The 21458-nt window shown below is 39.5% G+C and carries 14 protein-coding genes and 3 tRNA genes; 13 read left to right on the plus strand and 4 right to left on the minus strand.

Annotation, left to right across the window (positions count from 1 at the left end; all coding sequences use genetic code 11):
• Positions 1 to 125 precede the first annotated feature (125 nt).
• From lgt to G6Q48_RS03055, 11 genes are all read left to right on the plus strand, one after another.
• Positions 126 to 1022, plus strand: coding sequence for a prolipoprotein diacylglyceryl transferase (gene lgt, locus G6Q48_RS03005; RefSeq protein ID WP_004908663.1), 897 nt, complete (start codon positions 126 to 128; stop codon positions 1020 to 1022).
• A gap of 119 nt (positions 1023 to 1141) precedes the next feature.
• Entirely contained in the window at positions 1142 to 1993 is an 852-nt protein-coding gene (locus G6Q48_RS03010) for a thymidylate synthase (protein ID WP_102137809.1), read from the plus strand.
• A 334-nt stretch (positions 1994 to 2327) separates the two neighbouring features.
• Positions 2328 to 2813, plus strand: coding sequence for a prepilin-type N-terminal cleavage/methylation domain-containing protein (locus G6Q48_RS03015; protein ID WP_102139963.1), 486 nt, complete (start codon positions 2328 to 2330; stop codon positions 2811 to 2813).
• Entirely contained in the window at positions 2807 to 3412 is a 606-nt protein-coding gene (locus G6Q48_RS03020; protein WP_102139962.1) for a prepilin peptidase-dependent protein, read from the plus strand. The genes G6Q48_RS03015 and G6Q48_RS03020 overlap by 7 nt, the downstream gene beginning before the upstream one ends.
• Entirely contained in the window at positions 3409 to 3849 is a 441-nt protein-coding gene (locus tag G6Q48_RS03025; RefSeq protein WP_102139961.1) for a DUF2509 family protein, read from the plus strand. The genes G6Q48_RS03020 and G6Q48_RS03025 overlap by 4 nt, the downstream gene beginning before the upstream one ends.
• Positions 3849 to 4235 (plus strand): prepilin-type N-terminal cleavage/methylation domain-containing protein, encoded by a 387-nt coding sequence (locus G6Q48_RS03030; protein WP_166264443.1) that lies wholly within the window; start codon positions 3849 to 3851, stop codon positions 4233 to 4235. The genes G6Q48_RS03025 and G6Q48_RS03030 overlap by 1 nt, the downstream gene beginning before the upstream one ends.
• Complete coding sequence (recC, locus tag G6Q48_RS03035) at positions 4213 to 7587, plus strand: exodeoxyribonuclease V subunit gamma (protein ID WP_166264445.1); 3375 nt, start codon at positions 4213 to 4215, stop codon at positions 7585 to 7587. The genes G6Q48_RS03030 and recC overlap by 23 nt, the downstream gene beginning before the upstream one ends.
• A 17-nt stretch (positions 7588 to 7604) precedes the next feature.
• A complete protein-coding gene (gene ptrA, locus G6Q48_RS03040) occupies positions 7605 to 10502 on the plus strand; it encodes a pitrilysin (protein ID WP_166264447.1) in 2898 nt (965 codons plus the stop codon).
• Positions 10499 to 14107, plus strand: coding sequence for an exodeoxyribonuclease V subunit beta (gene recB / locus G6Q48_RS03045; protein WP_166264449.1), 3609 nt, complete (start codon positions 10499 to 10501; stop codon positions 14105 to 14107). The genes ptrA and recB overlap by 4 nt, the downstream gene beginning before the upstream one ends.
• The gene (recD, locus tag G6Q48_RS03050; RefSeq protein ID WP_166264451.1) at positions 14107 to 15954 is read left to right on the plus strand and encodes an exodeoxyribonuclease V subunit alpha; all 1848 of its coding nucleotides are present in this window, start codon (positions 14107 to 14109) and stop codon (positions 15952 to 15954) included. The genes recB and recD overlap by 1 nt, the downstream gene beginning before the upstream one ends.
• Positions 15955 to 16007: 53 nt before the next feature.
• A complete protein-coding gene (locus G6Q48_RS03055; protein ID WP_166264453.1) occupies positions 16008 to 16577 on the plus strand; it encodes a hypothetical protein in 570 nt (189 codons plus the stop codon).
• A gap of 104 nt (positions 16578 to 16681) precedes the next feature.
• On the opposite strand, the gene argA is transcribed toward G6Q48_RS03055, so the two are convergent.
• Positions 16682 to 18025, minus strand: a complete 1344-nt coding sequence (argA, locus tag G6Q48_RS03060) for an amino-acid N-acetyltransferase (protein ID WP_102139954.1) — start codon at positions 18023 to 18025, stop codon at positions 16682 to 16684.
• Positions 18026 to 18387: 362 nt separating this feature from the next.
• Between argA and amiC the strand changes: the two genes are divergently transcribed.
• Positions 18388 to 19638 carry an N-acetylmuramoyl-L-alanine amidase AmiC gene (gene amiC / locus G6Q48_RS03065; protein WP_102139953.1) on the plus strand — a complete coding sequence of 417 codons (1251 nt, stop codon included), beginning with the start codon at positions 18388 to 18390 and terminating at the stop codon, positions 19636 to 19638.
• Positions 19639 to 19773: 135 nt separating this feature from the next.
• Here the strand turns inward: amiC and G6Q48_RS03070 are convergent.
• The 3 genes from G6Q48_RS03070 to G6Q48_RS03080 form a co-directional block, all read right to left on the minus strand.
• Positions 19774 to 19850, minus strand: a tRNA-Met gene (locus G6Q48_RS03070).
• Positions 19851 to 19868: 18 nt separating this feature from the next.
• Positions 19869 to 19945: transfer RNA gene (locus tag G6Q48_RS03075), tRNA-Met, on the minus strand.
• Between the two features lie 61 nt (positions 19946 to 20006).
• Positions 20007 to 20083: transfer RNA gene (locus G6Q48_RS03080), tRNA-Met, on the minus strand.
• Between the two features lie 232 nt (positions 20084 to 20315).
• Here G6Q48_RS03080 and mltA point away from each other — a divergent pair.
• Positions 20316 to 21437, plus strand: a complete 1122-nt coding sequence (gene mltA, locus G6Q48_RS03085; RefSeq protein WP_207393004.1) for a murein transglycosylase A — start codon at positions 20316 to 20318, stop codon at positions 21435 to 21437.
• Positions 21438 to 21458: the final 21 nt, after the last annotated feature.

Here is a 21458-nt window from a genome sequence, read left to right on the forward strand (position 1 = left end):
GAAAAATATCAAGTATAAATGACTATACTTTTTGTTGTATGCTTCAGGGGACTTCACACATTGAAGTCTGTTGAATACGTAATAGTCGACGAGTAGTTGGCTTAATGATTAAAAAGTGGGGAACAATGAGTAACAACTACTTAGCATTTCCAGAAATAGATCCTGTTATGTTCTCGATTGGGCCAGTATCGTTACACTGGTATGGCTTTATGTACCTTGTTGGCTTTGTTTTTGCCCTTTGGCTAGCAGGACGTCGCGCTGCAAAACCCAATAGTGGCTGGACAAAAAATGAAGTAGAAAACTTGCTGTACGTTGGCTTTGTTGGCGTATTCGTCGGTGGTCGGTTAGGTTACGTTTTCTTTTATAATCTCCCTGTTTTTCTTGACGATCCTTTATATCTATTTAAGGTTTGGGATGGTGGTATGTCCTTCCATGGCGGCCTAATCGGTGTGATATGTGCCATGATGTGGTTTGCTCACCGTACTCGCCGTCGTTTCTTGCAAGTATCTGACTTTGTTGCACCATTAATTCCATTTGGCCTAGGTATGGGTCGTATTGGTAACTTTATTAATGGGGAGCTATGGGGACGAGTAACACTCGATACGCCATGGGCATTTTTATTCCCTCATTCACGCAGTGAAGATATTCAACTTGCCGCCCAGGACCCTTCGCTATTACCCATATTAGAGCAATACGGTGTGCTACCAAGACACCCATCACAGCTTTATGAAATGTTCTTAGAGGGGATTGTTCTGTTCCTTATCTTGAACTTATTTGTGCGTAAACCTCGCCCAATGGGGAGTGTTTCCGGGCTATTCTTGATTGGCTATGGTGCATTTAGGATTATTGTTGAATTCTTTAGGCAGCCAGACGCACAGCTTGGTTTATTTGGTGGTATTAGTATGGGGCAAATTCTGTCAATTCCGATGATTATCATTGGAATTCTAATGATTGTTTGGGCTTACAAATATGGTAAAAATGTGCCGGCCCATAAGCCACTAAAAGAGCCTAAAAAGAGTTAATAAGTACAATTACTGGGGCTAACTTAGTCTGCGGAATATAACTATTTTGTAAATAAAGCAATGAAGTACAACAAGACAAAGGTTAGCCACTTAAGTTATTTTTTTAAAAGAGAGTCACTATGAAGCCGTATCTTGATTTATGCCAACGTATTATTGATGAAGGGCAATGGGTTGAAAACAAACGAACAGGAGTTCGTTGTTTAACCGTTATTAACGCTGACCTTGAATATGATGTTGGTAATAATCAATTCCCCTTGATTACGACTCGTAAAAGTTTTTATAAAGCAGCAATAGCAGAGCTTCTTGGCTACCTTCGCGGCTATGATAACGCAGCCCAGTTCCGTGAAATTGGTTGTAATACCTGGAATGCGAATGCAAACGAAAACCAAGCATGGCTGAATAACCCCCATCGTAAAGGTGAAGATGACATGGGGCGCGTCTATGGCGTTCAAGGGCGCTCATGGCAACGTCCAGACGGTACGCACTTAGACCAATTAAAAAAAGTCGTCAATAACTTAAAAAATGGAATTGATGACCGTGCTGAAATCATCACTTTTTATAACCCGGGTGAATTTGAAATGGGCTGTTTGCGTCCCTGCATGCATACTCATACTTTTTCACTATTAGGTGATACACTACATTTAACATCTTATCAGCGTAGTTGTGATGTTCCGCTTGGCCTAAATTTCAATCAAGTACAATGCTTTGTTCTACTTGCTCTAATGGCTCGCATTACAGGGCATAAAGCCGGCAAGGCTTATCATAAAATTGTGAATGCGCACATTTATGAAAACCAATTGCCTTTGATGCGTGATGTCCAGCTGAAACGTGAGCCTTTTGCTTCCCCTTCATTGGTTATTAACCCCAAAATTAAGTCATTAGAAGACCTCGAAACATGGGTAACTTCAGATGATTTTACCCTCGAAGGGTACCAGTGCCATGAAGCTATCAAGTATCCATTTACTGTTTGATTAGCGAATATATTTTTTACTAAGATGGTTTTATCTAAAAGCCATCTTAGTCTTGTTTTTTACATCTCACTATTTCCCCCTTTATTGATTCCATCACTCCTCATTGATTCCATCGCCCTTGATAAATTTTATCTTGGCTCATAAGTAATTTACTTTCTTGTATTTACTTTGAATTAACTATTTTTTTGCGAAGCGCTTCGCAGACCGAGTTGTATTTATATGAATCTCTTTATTTTGTTGCGAAACGTTATGCAGTTTGCAATGACAAGCCTCGCTATACCGGTTTTTTTTGGCAATCTCTGTCTTGCGTATGAAAAAGTGAGGTCACAACAAGATGAAAGTTGAATCAAATACAACACAGCGTGGTTTCACCTTAATTGAAATTCTGATTGTTCTATTTATCTGTTCTTTGGTCATGTTGTCTGGTTTATATCAATGGCAGCAGCAGGTAGAAAGGCAGCGATTAATCGACGCAGCTAGGCAAGTATCAGAGTTTATTTATAGTCAAATGACGGAAGGTGTCTATTTAAATAGGTACCAAATATTATCGGTTAAAGTTGGGGTAGGTGATTGGCAGCTGATTGTTAAAGATGCAAATAACAAGCAAGAGGTTGGCAAACTGACAGCAGAAAGGCATCGAGGAATAGAGCTCTGGAAAGCGAGCCGGACGTCAATTCAGCTGTATGGGAAGCAGGGGACTATTCGTGCTTTCAGTATAGGGCTAAAAAATCAGCATGAGCAGATCACAATTTATATCTCTTCATTAGGCCGCATTAGAAGCTGTAGTCATAAAAAAATGACTGGAGTGCCTAAATGCTGAACTCCTTAAATCACGATAAATTTAAAAAACAGCGAGGCTTTACACTGATTGAAATGTTGATGGCAATGGCAATCAGTAGCATTGTCTGTGTATCAGCGATGAGTGTCATCCCTACATTGTTTAAACAAACCTACCGAGCTTACATTCAATATCAAATAGACAAAGATATAAGGCAGACATTAATAAACATGGAAAAAGATTTTAGAAGGATTGGTTACTGCGGTAGCTTAGATTGTGGAAAAGAGCCTTTAAAAATTACATCTAAGTTTTTAAGCCGAGGAAATAATTCATGCATTATTTTTGCCTATGACCAAGATTTATCGGGTAAGTGGGAGGACATTAAATCTAAGTCGATAGAGTCTGATTATTTTGGGTATCGGTTAAACAATGAAAAATTAGAGTCTAATCGAAATGTCAGAGATTGCGATGGAACGCGTTGGCAATCGCTATTTGATGAGAAGCTAATCAAAGTTAAAACATTAGCATTTGGTTGGCAGGAAAATACCCAATTACTTGAAATGAAAATAAATCTTAAGACAGATTTGTTGCCCAACCAAACGTTTAATTACCAAATAGCAGTCTTGGTTAGAAACTTATGAAGAATATAGCGCAACAACAGGGAAATGCCTCTCTACTTATGGTTATTATTTTTATCACAATAGGCTCATTATTGATTAAATCTGTGCATTTTTTCCAAGAGCGGGCTCGGGATGATCTGCGTAAGGAAATTAAATATTTCGATACTTTTAATAAAGCAGAATCAGCTCTTTCATGGGGGGCGACATTGCAATGGGATAGTAAACAGAGAGGGTTAAAGAATTGGGTTTGCCAGAAAGAGAAAACTCAACAGTGGAAAAGCTGCTTAAAACATTATAAAGGGGCGACTTTTTTGCTGTCGGGACAAAGCCATTATCGTCTAGGAAATGATATTAAAGTTTATCGATGGATGGTATTAGATGCAAATAAGCAACAGCTTTTTCCCCGTAAAAATGGGTGGTTAGATTATTGCCCAGTGGTAAAAAAAGGGTTTTGCTAGTGAAAATAGAACAGCAAGGATTCGCATTAATAGAGGCAATGATTGGCGTGGTTATTTTTGCTATTTCATTGGTAGCTTTGGTAAACTATTCGCAATATATCATATTGAATTTTAATCAATTATATATGAATTCTTCAGCGGTTAGGGGATTGCATAGTACATTAGAAAAGAGCGCAATGTTAACAGCATCAATATCTGGGGAGAAAAATTCTGCCATGGACCCAGATTTGCGTTACCCTGAATGGAAAATACAAGCAACTCGTTTACCGCAGGCCGATAATTGTACTGAGTTAGTGGTATCGTTAACAATAAAAAAACAACCATTTTCATTAAGTCGTTGGTATTGCTCAATAGGAGAGCACTATGTTTCAAGTGTATCATTCTAATCAATTAGATTTATTAAAAGATCTAATGACTCATTTAATGAAAAATGAACCACTTTCTCACCCTTTTGAGCAAGAAATAATTTTAGTACAAAGTCCTGGGATGTCACAGTGGCTGCAAATCGAACTTGCTAAACAGTTTGGTATTGCTGCAAATATTAACTATCCCTTACCGGCAACATTTATTTGGGACATGTTTAGGCGAGTCTTACCGGATATTCCAAAAGAAAGTGCTTATACCAAACAAGCAATGACATGGAAGCTCATGACAATACTGCCAACAGTCATTGACGAGGACGAATTTGAACCTTTAAGGCATTATCTTCAAGAGGATGCAGAAAAACGTAAACTTCATCAGCTTGCTGGTAGGGTTGCCGATTTATTTGACCAATATTTAGTTTATCGCCCACAATGGGTCGAAGTATGGCAAAGGAATGAACTAGTAGAGGGTCTAAGTGAAAATCAACTGTGGCAAAAACGTTTGTGGCAATGCCTTGTTGATTATTCAAATGAATTAAAACAGCCGCCTTGGCACCGTGCTAATTTATATCAACATTTTATTGGTACATTGTCATCGACTCCTGATTTAGGAAAAATGCTGCCTAAACGTATTTTTATTTGCGGTATTTCATCTCTCCCGCCTGTTTATTTACAAGCTCTCAATGCAATAGCAGAGCATACAGATGTTCACTTAATGTTCACTAACCCCTGTCGTTATTATTGGGGAGACATTCAGAGTGCGTCATTTTTAGCTAGATTACAGCAAAGAAAGCTGCGACATTATCTTGATAAACATGAAATTTCTCGCTTCAAATTTGAAGGACAGGTTCCTGATTTATTTAATGAAAATGGTGAGCAGGACATTGCCAATCCACTGCTTGCATCGTGGGGGAGGCTTGGCAGGGACAATTTATATTTTATTTCTCAAATCGATAGCGCTAATGAAATATCAGCCTATGTTGATACTGAACGAGTCAATTTATTAGAGAATGTCCAGCAAGATATTTTAGATCTTGAAAACCACGCTCAATTAGGGACAACAATAGAAAATTATGAAACGAGTCTTGGTAAACGACCGATCAGTGAGCTAGATGATTCGATAACATTCCATTTGTGTCATAGCGCACAGAGAGAAGTTGAAATATTACAAGATCATTTGCTTTCTCTGTTTGAGGAAGACCCATCGCTAACACCGCGTGATGTGATAGTCATGGTTGCAGATATTGACAGCTATGCACCGTATATTCAGGCTGTTTTCGGTAATACTACATCAACTCGATATATCCCCTTTTCAATTTCAGATAGGAAAGCACTACAAGCTCATCCCATTTTACAAGCATTTATTATGCTACTTGACTTACCTCAGAGCCGTTTTTCAACGGAGCAAGTTCTCAGCCTACTTGAAGTTTCTGCATTTTCTCAACGTTTTGGTATTGATGAAAGTGAATTAGGCTTATTACGCCGCTGGGTTAATGAATCAGGGATCCGCTGGGGGCTTGATGACGATAATGTACGTTCTTTCGCTTTACCAGTGATAGGGCAAAATACATGGGAATTCGGTTTAAGTAGGATGTTGCTTGGCTATGCAATGGATAGCAGAAATGGACCGTGGAGTGGTATTTTACCTTATGATGAATGTAGTGGTTTAGCGGCTCAACTAGCTGGGAAATTAGCATTATTAATCAACACACTTAGAGAATGGCGTTCTTTACTAGCACAAGAACGTCCACTTGAAGAGTGGAAAGAGCTTTGCCAACAACTACTTAATAGCTGTTTTATGGTTGATGGAGAAACTGAACTCGTTCTCGCACTATTGACGGAACAGTGGCATCAAATCGTTGATAATGCGATAACTTCAGGATATGAAGAACAAGTGCCATTGCGTTTAATTCGTGATGAGCTTTCAGTTCGTTTTGATGATGAAAAGATTAGTCAACGTTTCTTGGCTGGGGCTGTTAATTTTTGTACGTTGATGCCAATGCGTTCAGTGCCATTTAAGGTTGTGTGTTTATTGGGAATGAATGATGGGGCTTACCCGCGAAATATACCACCTTTAGGGTTTGATTTGATGGCTGAAAAGCCTGTTCGTGGAGATAGAAAACGCCGGGACGACGATAGATATCTATTCTTAGAAGCATTGAATTCAGCATCTAAACAACTGTATGTTAGCTATATTGGGCTTTCTATTCGTGATAATCAGCCTTGTAATCCATCGGTATTAGTGACTGAATTAATTGACTATATTTGCCAAAGTTTTTGTTTAATTGGCGATGAAACCTTGAACATAGATGAAAGTGCGAAACGATTAAGGGGACATCTGGTCATTCAACATAATAGAGTCCCATTCGCAAAAGAAAATTTCTTACCAGAAACGCCTTATCAGAGCTTCGCGAGTGAGTGGTTACCTGCCGCAAAAACAACAAATAAAGTTGATGAGCCATTTTGTTCAGTACTTGAAATACGAGAACCCATTACTGAAATTTCGTTAGAACAATTATTACGTTTTTATCGTCATCCGATTAGGGCATTTTTTCAACAGCGTTTGAAAGTGCATTTCTCTATTGAAGAAACTGAACTGCCAGAAGAAGAACCGTTTAACTTAGGTCGGTTACAACGATATAAAATTAATGATCAAATTTTAAATTTACTTGTCAAAGATAAAAGTATTGAGCCTTTTTATTCTGCTTTAAAGGCATCGGGTCAGCTGCCAGCCAGACAATTTGGTCAACTTTTCTGGGAACAGCAGTTGAATGAGATATCGCCATTAGCTGAAAAAGTTAAAGAATATGATATGCAGCTATTTGATTATCCATTTGATTTTCAGTTAAATGGGGTCAAAATTACAGGCGTACTGAAAAATGCTCATGAAACAGGAATAGTACGCTATCGTCCGGCTTACTTAACTGCTAATGATGGGGTGCAGCTATGGGTGGAGCATTTGCTATTTAACTCGCAAATAGGTGAAGGGGAAAGCCTTGCACTAGGAAGAGATAATAGTATTTGGCAGTTTTCCGCTATTAGCAAAGAAGATGCATTGGCTTATCTACAAGATTTAGTTGTAGGCTATTGCGAAGGGTTTAATTCCCCACTAATTCTTCTTTCTCAAAGTGGTTGGAGTTGGGTTAAGGCTTGTTTTGATAAAAAGACAAAAGAGTACGATTTTTCGAGCGAAGAAATTCAACAAAAAGCATTATCTGCTTTGCTCCAAAGCTTACAAGGAAGTCAGATGCAAAAAGGCGAGATGGAAGACGACTATGTGTCAAGAGTTTGCAGAAGCATTGATGATGCGATGATTAAATCTTTGTTATCAAACACTCAACGGTTTTTATTACCGATGACAAAATACTTGAAATGACAGGAGAGCAACAAAGGATGCAATATTTATCCAAAAATATCGCTCATCTATTTTTATTACTGATAATTTTTTTCGGTGGCCAAGCGGTTGCAGCACAACCACTTTGGCAAGTTTTGCCTGAAACAGTAAATAAAAGTGAAAGTGACCCTAGGGAATACAAAGCCATCAAACTCAGTAATGATATGACGGTTTTATTAGTATCAGATACCAAAGCAACAAAATCATTGGCTGCGGTATCGATACCTGTTGGTAGTATTGAAAACCCAAATAGCCAATTAGGGTTGGCTCATTATTTAGAGCATATGGTTTTAATGGGCTCCAAAAAGTACCCAGAGCCAAGTAGTTTCTCTGAATTTTTGCAAAAACACGGTGGTAGCCATAATGCAAGTACCGCTTCTCATCGTACTGCTTATTACTTTGAAGTTGAAAATGGAGCACTAAAAGAAGCGACGGATAGGCTTGCAGATGCATTAGCTGAGCCACTTTTAGACCCGATTAATGCGGACAGAGAACGTAATGCAGTTAATGCAGAACTTACAATGGCACGCTCTCGTGACGGGATGCGTATATGGCAAGTACGTTCTGAAACATTGAACCCATTACACCCGAACTCACGCTTTTCTGGGGGGAATTTAGAGACTCTGAAAGATAAACCTAATAGCAAACTACAAGATGAGCTCGTGGGTTTTTATAAGCAGTATTATTCTGCAAACCTAATGAATGCAGTGCTTTACGGCGACCAATCTATTGAGTCATTAGCGAATATTGCACAGGAAACATTTGGGCGTATACCTAATTTTAATGCCAGTGTTCCGGCTGTTAATACCCCTGCGGTAACGGATAATGAAAAAGGCATTATTATTCATTATGTGCCAGCTCAACCACAAAAAGCCATACAAATTGAATTTAGCATTAAAAATAATATGGCAGATTTTCGCAGTAAAAGTGACAACTATATTAGTTACTTAATTGGTAATAGAAGCCCAGGAACATTGGCGGATTGGTTAATATCGCAAGGGCTTGCTGAAGGTATCAGCGCCTCTGCCACTCCAAATTTAGATAGAAACTATGGCTCATTCTCTATTTATGTCACGCTGACAGATAAAGGGTTACAAGAAAGAGACGAAATTATCGCGGCTATCTTTTCTTATATTGAGTTAATTAAGAATGATGGAGTTAATAAAAGCTACTTTGATGAAATAGCAAAAGTTCTTAATTTATCATTCCGTTATGGTTCAATTGTCAGGGACATGAACTACATTGAATGGTTATCAGACCAAATGATTGATGTTCCAGTTAATCATGTTCTTGACTCAGATTACATTGCTGATAAGTATGACCCTGAAGCGATTAAACAGCGTTTATCAGAGCTCACTGCGCAAGAGGCGAGAATTTGGTTTATTAGTCCAAATGAACCGAATAACAAAAAAGCCTACTTTGTTGATGCACCGTATCAAGTTAATAAAATCACAGCAAAACAATTTAAAACCTGGGCAAGTTTAGAATCTAAAATGAATTTTAAATTGCCTGCTTTAAACCCGTATATTGCTGATAATTTATCACTAATTAAAACTGATAAGGCTTATAAACACCCCGAGTTCATCTATCAAGATGGCAATACACGTGTGTTATATATGCCAAGTCAATATTTTGCAGATGAGCCAAAGGCGAGTATCACCTTATCATTACGTTCTAACCAAGGTGATAAAGACGCTAAGCAACAAGTCACGGGCTCTTTATTACAATATATCGCTTCATTGAAAATGGATGAACTGCAATATCAGGCATCTGTAGCAGGCATGTCTGTCTCTGTTTCTCAGGGAATCGGTCTGCAATTAAATGCTAGTGGTTACACCCAACATTTACCTGAACTCTTTTTATCCATGACAAAGCTATACCTGAATTTTGAGCCAACGGAACAAGAGTTAGCTCAAGCGAAGTCTTGGTATAAAGAGCAAATTGAAGTTGCTAATAATGCGAAAGCTTATGAGCTGGCCATGCAACCGCTTCAGCGTATTAATAGTGTGCCTTATTTTGAGCAAGAACAGCGTTTAGCCGAGCTAGATAAAATTTCATTGCAGGACATCACTAACTACCGTGAAATGGTAGTTAAAAGTGCCGCATTACAAGCGCTGGTCTTTGGTAATATGACTGAATCGCAAAGCATTAAAACTATTAAAGATGCACAGCAATTATTAAAGAGCGAAGGTACCAATTGGTGGCGTGGTGACATTGTCGTTATTGACAAAAATTACCTAGCAGATTTCCACAAACAGGGGAATAGCTCAGATAACGCACTTGCTGAAATCTTTATCCCAGACGGTTATAGCCGCATTGATGGTGCAGTATTATCAGGTATTCTTTCTAAAGTGATTCAGCCTTGGTTTTATGACCAATTAAGAACCAATGAGCAACTGGGTTACGCAGTATTTGCTTTTAAAGCAGGGCTGGGGGATCAGTGGGGAATGGGCTTTTTAATTCAAAGTAATGCTAAAACTCCGAGTTACTTAAATACTCGTTACCAACAATTTTATCTTCAAGCATTAGAGAAACTGAAAAAACTACCGATAGATGAGTTTAATCAATATAAACAATCTATTATCACAGAGATGAACCAACCACCTCAAACATTCTATGAGGAAGTAGGCCGTTACTCATCTGATTTTTCTAGAAATATTTTCAGTTTTGATACACGTGAAAAAGTTATTGCAACTTTAGGGACCGCAACGAAAGAACAAGTCATCGAGTATTATGAAAATGCGGTTATAAAGCACAAAGGATTAGCAGTTAGCTCCCAAGTTATAGGCCAAGGAGTTGATACTAAAGTGGGGTATGCTCATCTGAAAGATTGGGTGCTTTACTCGACAGCTTCTCAGTTGCAAAAGATTTTACCAATAAAGGAAGATGCTGAGTGAATAAAGTGCAGGTAGAGTCCCAATTACTGAATGTTTTTTCATTGCCTCTGTGTGGACAGCGGTTAATTGAAGCATCTGCAGGAACGGGTAAAACATACACAATTGGTATACTTTATCTGCGGCTTTTACTAGGTCTGGGAGGCGTTAATGCGTTTCCTAGGCCGTTAAGTGTTGAAGAGATTTTAGTTGTGACATTTACTGAGGCTGCGACGAATGAGTTACGGGGACGTATTCGTCAACGTATTCATGACATGCGCTTAGTTTGCTTAAGAAATGGTGTTGGTTTCGAGTCGCAGCCTGAGTACCTTGAATTATTAGCCGAGCTTTCGGGGGAGTCCCAAAGAAAATTCGCTGCGCAATGGTTGCAGGCAGCGGAAAGGCAAATGGATGAAGCGGCGATATATACTATCCATGGTTTTTGCCAAAGAATGCTAGTTCATAATGCATTTGAGTCGGGAGTATTGTTCGAACAAACAATGATTCAAGATGAATCTCCGATTCAAAAACAAGCCTGTGCAGACTTTTGGCGCCGTCATTTTTATCCTCTGAATTACTCCATGACAAAAGTCATTCAGTCACTGTGGAATAGTCCCGAAGCATTGCTTTCGGAGATTAAACCTTTCTTACAGGGTGATATTCCTTTAATTATTAACCAACCGAAACAAGTAGAAACTCTAGAAGAACGGCATCAGCGGCTAATCTTGTTAATTGAGTCAGTTAAAACGGCATGGTTAGAAAATTCAGCGGATTTTGAGAAACTCATCGCTGAGTCAGATGTTGATAAACGAAGTTATAGTACTCGTTTTCTACCTGCATGGTTGATAAAAATTGGCGAATGGGCTCAAGAAGAAACAGAAGATTATCAGCTGCCTAAAGATCTTGAACGCTTCTCACAAACGGTACTACATAAAAAATCAAAAAGTGGCTCAGGGCCAGAGCATGTTGTTTTCCAAAGAATAGATGAGCTACTTTCTCAATCATTAACCCTAAAAGATCTAATTATTCCACTGGCAATTTCAGAGGTGAGGTCAGCGATTAGTTTTGAAAAACATAACCGTGGTGAAATGGGATTTGATGATTTATTGACCCGTTTAGATAGTGCTCTTGCTCAAGAGAGTGGAAAGTTTTTAGCTCAAGCTATCAGCCAACGTTTTCCCGTTGCGATGATAGATGAATTTCAAGACACGGATGCACAGCAGTATCGTATTTTCCAAAGAATTTATCGAGAAGTTAATGACAGCGCATTACTTTTTATTGGCGACCCTAAACAAGCTATTTATGCTTTTCGAGGCGCTGACATTTTCACTTACATTGAAGCAAAAAATGAAGTTAGCGCTCACTATACATTAGAGACTAATTATCGCTCATCACAAAATATGGTTGAAGCTATTAATCATCTATTTAGCCATTGTCAGTCACCTTTTATTTTTGAACAAATTCCTTTTCAACCCGTTAATTTCGCTAAGCAAAATAGCGGTAGAAAACTTATCCATAATGGTGAAGAAGTCAACGCGCTTACATTTTGGAAAATGGAAGAAGAAGGTGTCTCCGTTGCTGAATATGAGCAAGCAACAGCTTCACAATGTGCAGTACAAATCGCACAATACTTGCAAGGTGGCTTGCAAGGTAGTAGCTATTTTGACAATAAAGGAACGCATACTCCTGTCGAAGCTTCGGATATTACTGTGTTGGTGCGCAGTCGGCGCGAAGCCGTATTAATTCGTGATGCTTTAAATCGGTTAAATATCCCTTCGGTGTTTCAATCTAATCGGGAGAGTGTATTTTCAACGTCAGAAGCTAGGGATTTATTGTGGTTACTACAGGCAGTTTTAACACCTGAAAAAGAACGTGTTTTGCGCAGTGCATTGGCGACAGGAATATTGGGTTTAACCGCTAAACAAATTGATGACCTAAACCATGATGAAAGGTCGTGGGAAAAAATTGTAGATGAATTTGCTCGTTATGCCGTGGTGTGGCAAAAACGAGGCGTGCTCCCCATGCTTAGAATGGTCATGGCGCAGAGGCAAATTGCAGAAACATTATTATCAGGCACCGACGGAGAGCGTCGCTTGATGGATGTGATGCATATTGGTGAATTACTGCAAGAAATGTCATTACAACTTGAAGGTGAGCACACACTAATCCGTTGGTTAGCGCAACAAATAGCCCATCCTGATCATCAATCTGACGCACAGCAAATGCGTCTTGAAAGTGATAAACATTTGGTGCAGATCAGTACCATACATAAATCTAAAGGCCTTGAATACAAAATTGTATGGCTGCCTTTTGCGAGCAATTTTTTACCTCAATCTAAAGGCTTATATCACGACAGAACAGATTATGGGGTACGGCTAGATTTAAATGATAGCGAAGAAAATGTCGCTTTAGCTGACGAAGAACGCTTGGCAGAAGACCTACGTTTATTATATGTGGCACTCACAAGGGCTATTTATCACTGTAGTGTCGGTATTGCACCATTAATTAAAGGTAACAGGAAAAAAAGTGGTGAAACCGATTTACACTTATCTGCACTGGGTTACGTTATCCAAAAAGGGCAAGCTGGTGATTACCAACTCTTAAACGAGATGTTGGCTGAAATTAGCAATGACGTTATTGATGTTGCAGTGATTAATCAACCTAAGTCGGAACGCGTATTATTAGAACAAAATGGTCGTGTAAACTTATCCGCAAGAGCAGTGACTCGTCATTTTAATGACCACTGGCGTGTTACTAGCTATTCGGGGTTAAGTTACGGTTCAAGCCATACCGAAGCAGAAGAATCAGTTTCAGCATTGCAATTTGCGAATTCATTAGCCCCGAATATGGATATTGAGGCTAGTGTTGATGTAGAGCAGCAGGAAGACGAGTCTTTGTCCCTAACTCCTCATCAATTTCCTAAAGGTGCGTCACCAGGAACATTTTTACATAGCTTAATGGAAGAGATTGATTTTAGTGAACCAGTTTCTCAAGAATGGTTGGCTGAAAAACTTGAATCCTCAGGGTTCGACTTACAGTGGGCGCCAATGCTGCAAGAATGGCTACACGCAATTGTACATGCACCACTATCAGAAGACGGGTTATGTTTATCTGCTTTACGGCCTCAAGACCAATTAGATGAGATGCAGTTTTATCTCCCTATTGAGTCAATGTTGAGTGCAGGCCATTTAGATAAGATAACACATCAATATGATCCATTATCACAACGTTGTCCTCCACTAAGTTTTGAGAAAGTTCAGGGAATTTTAAAAGGGTTTATTGACCTCACCTTTTACTGGAAAGGTAAATTTTACCTTCTTGATTATAAGTCAAATTATCTAGGGGAAGACGCTAGCTTTTATACTCAAGAAGCGATGGCTGAAGCGATGATAGACCACCGCTATGATTTGCAATATCAACTATACTCGTTGGCGTTACATCGTTACCTAAAGCAAAGAATGCCTAATTATGATTATGAAACCCATTTTGGGGGTGTCTATTATTTATTTCTAAGGGGGGTAGATGATGTTAACTCCAGTAACGGTATTTTCTTTTGTCGCCCTATAGAAGCGTTTATTGAAGCGTTAGATAGCTTATTTAAAAATGTCCAACAAGGGGAACCCGCTTAATGAAATCCCTATTTAATCAGGCTATTGAGCTACGTATCTTTACACCTCTTGATGTGCAATTTGCTTACAGTATTTCTGATGATAAGCACCCGATAGTGCTTATGATTGCCGCACTTCTTAGCGCAGAAACTATGGCTGGGCACGTTTGCTTAGCATTGGCAGATGTTGTACCTGAAAAGTTATTTGCAGGAAGGCATCCTGAATTAGCCGCTGAATTTTGGCAAAAAATGGGAGAGCCGAGCGAACAAGTACTTTATCAAACGCTCAAACAAGCAAATGCAGTGTCGCTATCAACAGAAAACCAGATCTCGCCTTTAATACTTTCAGGGGAATACTTATATTTTCAACGGATGTGGCAATATGAGCAATATGTTGCAAAGTTTTTCTCTAACACATCAATAGAAAAGCAAAATAATGCCCAAATCAAGGAAGTACTAGATAATTTATTTCCTACTACTGATGATATTGATTGGCAAAAAATTGCAGCAGCAGTTGCCGTAACCAGCAAGGTGTCAATCATATCAGGGGGGCCAGGGACGGGAAAAACAACAACGGTTGCACGTATCCTTGCCGCATTAATTAAGCTTGAAACCAAACTTCACCACAAAATTAGAATAGAGCTGGCTGCTCCAACTGGTAAGGCGGCAGCTAGGTTGACGGAATCTCTTGGTGAAGCGATGAAAAAGATGCCTTTAACCGATGAAGAACGCGCTGTTTTGCCTAATCATGCAAAAACATTACACCGTTTATTAGGGGCTCAACCTGAAAGTCAGCAGTTTCGTTATAACCGAGACAACCGTTTATCTCTTGATGTACTCATTGTTGATGAAGCCTCAATGGTAGATTTACCCATGATGAGTAAATTACTTGAGTCACTGCCTGAAAATGCAAAATTAATATTTCTAGGTGATAAAGATCAACTTGCTTCTGTCGAAGCGGGTGCTGTGTTAGGGGATATTTGTCAGTTTGCTGATAACGGTTATAGTGTGGAAAGGGCATCTCAACTTTCGGCGCTAACAGGATATTCAGTTGCAGCTTACGCATCACCAAGCGGCCCAATTATTCGTGATAACCTATGTTTATTGCGTAAAAGCTACCGTTTTTCTGCAGACTCAGGGATTGGCCAACTCGCTTTTGCTGTAAATGAAGGGAATGTTTCTCGAGTTCAACAATTACTAAATCAACAACGTCCAGATGTGCATAGTTATATTCAAGAAACAGCGGATGATTACGCGAAAATTTTATTAGATGCCGCTGAAAATTATAAGGAATATCTACTTGCGGTTAAAGATAAAGAAGATCCTGAGCAAGTTCTGAAAAAATTTAACCAATATCGGTTACTAACGGCTCTGCGGGAAGGGCCTTTTGGCGTTATTGGCCTTAACGATAAATTAGAAAAATTATTTCATAGGCAAGGGATAATAAACCGCCCATATAATTTATTGAATAAACACTATGCAGGCCGACCAATTATGATTAGTCGTAATGATAGCCCATTAGGACTTTTTAATGGGGATATAGGCATCATTTTACCAGATGAAGAAAATGCACTGAGAGCCTATTTCCAATTTCCAGATGGGACTATTCGTGGAGTACAACCTAACCGGCTTCCACAGCATGAAACAGCTTATGCAATGACTGTTCATAAATCACAAGGTTCGGAGTTTGCTCATACCGCATTGGTTTTACCAAATGTATATTCTCCAGTGATGACACGTGAGCTTGTGTATACAGCGATAACTCGAGCTAAAAAAGAGCTATCTCTTTACGGTAGCCCAAAAGTATTACGTCGAGCCGTTGAAACGCCAACTAAGCGACGGAGCGGTTTAGCGACCCAATTAATGTAACTAACTTATTTGTAAGTTACGTGAATAATTCACCCTAAAGTAAAGGTAATGAGATGGATAACCAGCAAGAAATGACGGCAATTACAGTAACATTAAATGCAAGGCTTGAGCCTATTAGGCGTGGTGACTTAGAAGATGCATTTAATGAAGTCATGAAAAGCATGGATAAAAATATCCATGTCACAGGTGGTGGGACATTATTAGGTGATAATGGTGAAGCGCAGGAATGTGATATAGAAATAGCACTTGAAGAGGCGAGTGACGAAAATATCAGTTTAATTATTCAACTTTTTTCTTCAATGTTAGCTCCAAAAGGCTCTCGTTTATTTATTCATGGGGAAGATGTTCGAATCGATTTTGGTTCAGATGAAGGTATGGCTATTTATTTCAACGGGACAGAACTCGCGGATGACGTTTATGAAAACGGGGATATCAGTGAAGTGTTCGATATTCTAGATGATGCTGTGGAAGATATTGGGAGCATTCATGGCGTTTGGGATGGCCCGACAGAAACCGCATTCTATTTTTATGGTACATCTTTCGCTGAGATGAAAGCGGCAATTCAACCACATTTAGATTCCATTCCTTTGTGTGAGAAAGCTAGAGTTATTCAGATAGCTTAACGGCTATTCCGTAGTTTTAAAGCTACGACCCAAACTATGCATCCTTGTATAGTTTGGGGCTAAAGTCAGTGACGAAACAGTAATTATGCTGAAGACTCTAATATTCACTTATCAGCTTGGTTTTTTAGGTCTAAAATCAATATTTTAGAGCGACGCTGGTAGTTATATAAAGCCTGCTTTTTCATTGGTAACATCTCAATCTCCGCGGGGGTAAAACCACGCTCTTGAAACCAATGGATACTACGAGTTGTCAGGACAAATAGTTTATCTAAACCAAATTGTTTTGCTTGTACAGCAACACGGTGCAGTAACTCCTCTCCTCTAGATGAACTTCGGTAATCAGGATGAACAGCGACACAAGCCATTTCACCTAGTTTTTCTTCTGGGTAAGGGTAAAGCGCTGCACAAGCAATGACTAAGTTATCACGTTCAATAATGGTAAATTTATCAATTTCCATTTCTAATTGCTCACGTGAACGTCTAACTAAAATCCCTTGTTGCTCTAATGGGCGAATAAGCTCTAATATTCCACCAATATCATTAATGTTTGCACGGCGGATTTGTTCCGCACTTTCCATGACGATTTGGGTACCAATACCATCACGAGAGAATAACTCTTGAATTAACGAGCCATTTTCTTGGTAGCTCAATAGGTGGCTACGGCGGACGCCTCGGCGGCAAGCTTTTGCGGCTCCGCGTAAAAAGCGCACAGTTCCTGAATAGTAATCACCTTCAGATTCAAGTTCTTGGATGCGGTTTTCTGCTTCATTTGGGAATAATTCAGACAAAATATTGCCTTCTTTGTCTGCTACACCTTGTGAGGAGCAAAAACCGATCAGTTTTTCCGCTTTCATTTTTACTGCTAATTGAGTGGCAATTTCTTCAGAGGTCAGATTAAAACTTTCCCCTGTGACTGAGACGGCAACCGGCCCAATTAGTACAATAGAACCATTATCTAATTGATTATTAATGGCTTCTTCATTAATACGACGGATCCTTCCACTGTGGCAATAATCAATACCATCGTCAACGCCCAGAGGTTGGGCAATAACGAAATTGCCACTAACCACATTAATGTGTGCGCCTTGAAGCGGGGTATTACCTAAGCTCATAGATAACCGAGCCGTGATATCTAATTGTAAAGCGCCAGAAGCTTGCTTTACATATTCAAGAGTATTCGCATCGGTGACGCGAGTATGTTTATGATAAACCGCATCATATTTATGCTCTGCTAAAATGTCCTCAATTTGAGGCCTAGCGCCATAAACGACAACAATTCGGATGCCTAAACTATGCAATAATCCTATGTCATTGACAATGCTAGGAAAATTTTCATGCGCAATCGCTTCACCACCAAGCATAATAATAAATGTTTTGCCGCGGTGGGCGTTTATATAAGGAACCGAATGGCGAAACTCATCAACCAACTCGGTGCTGCGCTCTTTCATAACAACCCTCTTAATTGAATTTTTATTCGTTAATAATGTATTTTTATTCTTTTTGTCGGTAAATATCAAGTAAAAGATGGGATAAAAAAAGTAACATTTTTATTTTTTACATTTACATATCTCTAAATTTAACTCGATATACTCTATGAAAACTAAATTGCATAAAATTGACACAGAAAGTCACTCACAAATATTTTCTCTCAGTATGATTAGGTTATACTCATGTCTGTAACTCTATAGATGCTTTGATATATTCTTAATGACAGAGTGCAAATGATTAGTTAGAGTGCGTATTTCAAGGCTAACTATTAGCATTTATCCTAAAATCACTTTATTTCTCAGTTCTAGGTTCGGAATTATTGATGAGTCACCAAGATCACAACCCATCGAAGCGTCGTTTTATTCAAGGCGCAGCAGCAGTTATGTTACTGAGCATTAGCCCATTCGGTTTTTCTGCGAGTAGCAGCGTGGTGGCTGTGCGCATTTGGCCAGCATCGAGCTATACACGAGTTACATTGGAATCTAGTACTCCATTGAAGTACCGTCAGTTTGTGCTTAATAACCCTGAGCGTATTGTGGTCGATCTTGAAGGGGTGCAGTTAAATAATGTATTGAAGGATATGGGAACTCAAATTCAAACACGTGATCCCTACCTTAAACTAGTTAGAGTTGGGCAATTTGATCCGAAAACGGTTCGCTTGGTATTTGAAGTTAAAAATAAAGTCAGTCCTCAATTCTTCTCGATGGCCCCTGTTGCGGAATTTAAGCATCGCTTAGTTCTTGATTTTTATCCAGGTAAAGGCGTTGACACCAATGATGATCCTCTATTGGCATTACTTGAGGATTATAATAAAGGTGATCTTGAGGAGAGCATGCCTGCTCAAGCGAAGAAACCGGGTAAAGCAGGGACGGATCGCCCAATTATTATTATGATCGACCCAGGACATGGTGGCGAAGACCCCGGTGCGATCGGCAAATATAAAACGCGTGAAAAAGATGTGGTTTTACAGATCGCACGTCGGCTAAAAGCACTGATAGATAAAGATCCTAAAATGCGCTCCTATATGACACGCAATGAAGATGTCTTTATTCCATTAAAAGTCCGAGTGGCGAAAGCGCGTAAAATGCAGGCAGATTTATTCGTTTCAATTCATGCGGATGCATTTACTAATCGTTCAGCCCGAGGCTCTTCTGTTTTTGCACTATCGACGAAAGGCGCGACCAGTAATACGGCTCGTTACCTTGCACAAACACAAAACGAAGCGGACTTAGTGGGCGGAGTGAGTAAAAGTGGTGATGTGTATCTTGACCATACGATGTTTGATCTCGTGCAAACTGCGACAATTAATGACAGCTTGAAATTCGGTGACGAAGTACTAAAACGAATGGGAAAAGTTAACAAGCTGCATAAAAACAGAGTTGACCAAGCCGGATTCGCGGTACTTAAAGCACCTGAGATCCCATCGATTCTAGTCGAAACCGCTTTTATTAGTAATTTGGAAGAAGAGAAGAAATTAAAAACAGCAAAATTCCAACAGCAAATGGCAGAATCCATTTTTGAAGGAGTAAAAGCTTATTTCCGTAACGGTGGTGCATTAGCGATCCGCAACTAGTTAATTTAAAAAGATTAAGAAAGGTGATAAACGTATGTGGATCGCCTTTTTTATTTTTCAGTTATGATTAAAAATAGAATTTTTATAGTGATATTAAAAAGGTGATGGGGGACCAGAAAGGGGACTCAAAAGAATTGGTTGCGGGGGCTGGATTTGAACCAACGACCTTCGGGTTATGAGCCCGACGAGCTACCATGCTGCTCCACCCCGCGACTGAAGAGGTAAAAAATTGGTTGCGGGAGCTGGATTTGAACCAACGACCTTCGGGTTATGAGCCCGACGAGCTACCATGCTGCTCCATCCCGCGACTGAATTTTTACGACTTTATACTGCAGATTTTTTGTTACTTTACTGATTTAATCAGTAATTGGTTGCGGGGGCTGGATTTGAACCAACGACCTTCGGGTTATGAGCCCGACGAGCTACCATGCTGCTCCACCCCGCGTCCGATGCGGGCACTATACTCGGGATGAGATCTGATGCAAGTTTTTTCGTGTTTTTTTTTCAAAATTTAGCATTTACCGAACAAAATTTGTTCTGTCTGGCTGTTTTTTACACTTTGATGAGTTGGTGAAGGAAAATAACCACTCTAAATATATTTACACGTTTCATTCCCTAATTGGGTTTGCTATTGTGCGCTTCATATTGGATTGTTGGATTTATCTGGGTGGTAGAGCATGAATATAGGGCTAACAAAAATCGTCAATAAACAAACAGTAAAAAAGTGGTTAGTAACCAGTGTATTTCTTTCCTTATTAGCTGGGTGCCAAACCCATCCAACGGATAAAGGCCAACAATATAAAGATGGTCGCTTAGTTCAAGATTTACAGAAAGTAAATCAAGTGAATGTACAGGGGCGACCAATCAATGCTCCAGATTTTAATCAGCAGGTTAATGAAATCAAAAATGCATCACTACGGTTGTTTAAAAATAACAATGATGCTTACCATGCCATAGAAAATTGGTTGATGGCGGGAGGAGATCCGGCTCAATTGGCGAATTTCAATTTAACGGCTTTCCAAATGGAAGGTGCCGATAATTATGGAAACGTTCAATTTACAGGGTATTACACACCTGTGATTGAGGCCCGTCGTATGGCACAAGGTGAATTTCGTTATCCGTTGTACGGTATGCCCCCAAAAGGAAAGAAGCGTTTACCTAGCCGAGCCGCGATTTATAACGGTGCCCTGAGTGATAATTTAATTTTAGCTTATAGTAATTCACCCGTTGAAAATTTTATGATGGAAGTTCAGGGAAGTGGCTATGTTGATTTTGGGGATGGTAGCCCTTTGAATTTCTTTGGTTATGCAGGTAAAAATGGCCATGCGTACAAAAGTATCGGAAAAGTGCTGGTAGACCGCGGTGAGGTTCCTCTTAGCCAAATGTCATTACAAGCTATCCATGATTGGACGGACCAGCATAGCGAGCAAGAAGTTCGCCAGCTTTTAGAAGAAAACCCGTCATTTGTCTTTTTTAAACCGCAATCATTTGTCCCTGTTAGAGGCGCAAGTGCGGTTCCTTTAATTGCTAAGGCATCCGTTGCATCAGATAAAACCCTCATTCCACCGGGTACAGCTTTGCTCGCAGAAATCCCTGTATTAGATAATAACGGGAAATTTACGGGGCAGTATGAAATGCGTATGATGATAGCCTTGGATGTCGGTGGTGCAATTAAAGGGCATCATTTTGATATTTACCACGGTATAGGTCATGACGCTGGGAAAATGGCCGGTTTTTATAACCATTATGGGCGAGTTTGGGTGCTGAAAAAAAGCCAGCCGCTATTTGGTTCACTGTAGTCACAGATTTAACTGAGGTTG

The sequence above is a fragment of the Providencia sp. M-27 genome, from assembly GCF_011077905.1.
Taxonomy (GTDB): domain Bacteria; phylum Pseudomonadota; class Gammaproteobacteria; order Enterobacterales; family Enterobacteriaceae; genus Providencia; species Providencia huaxiensis.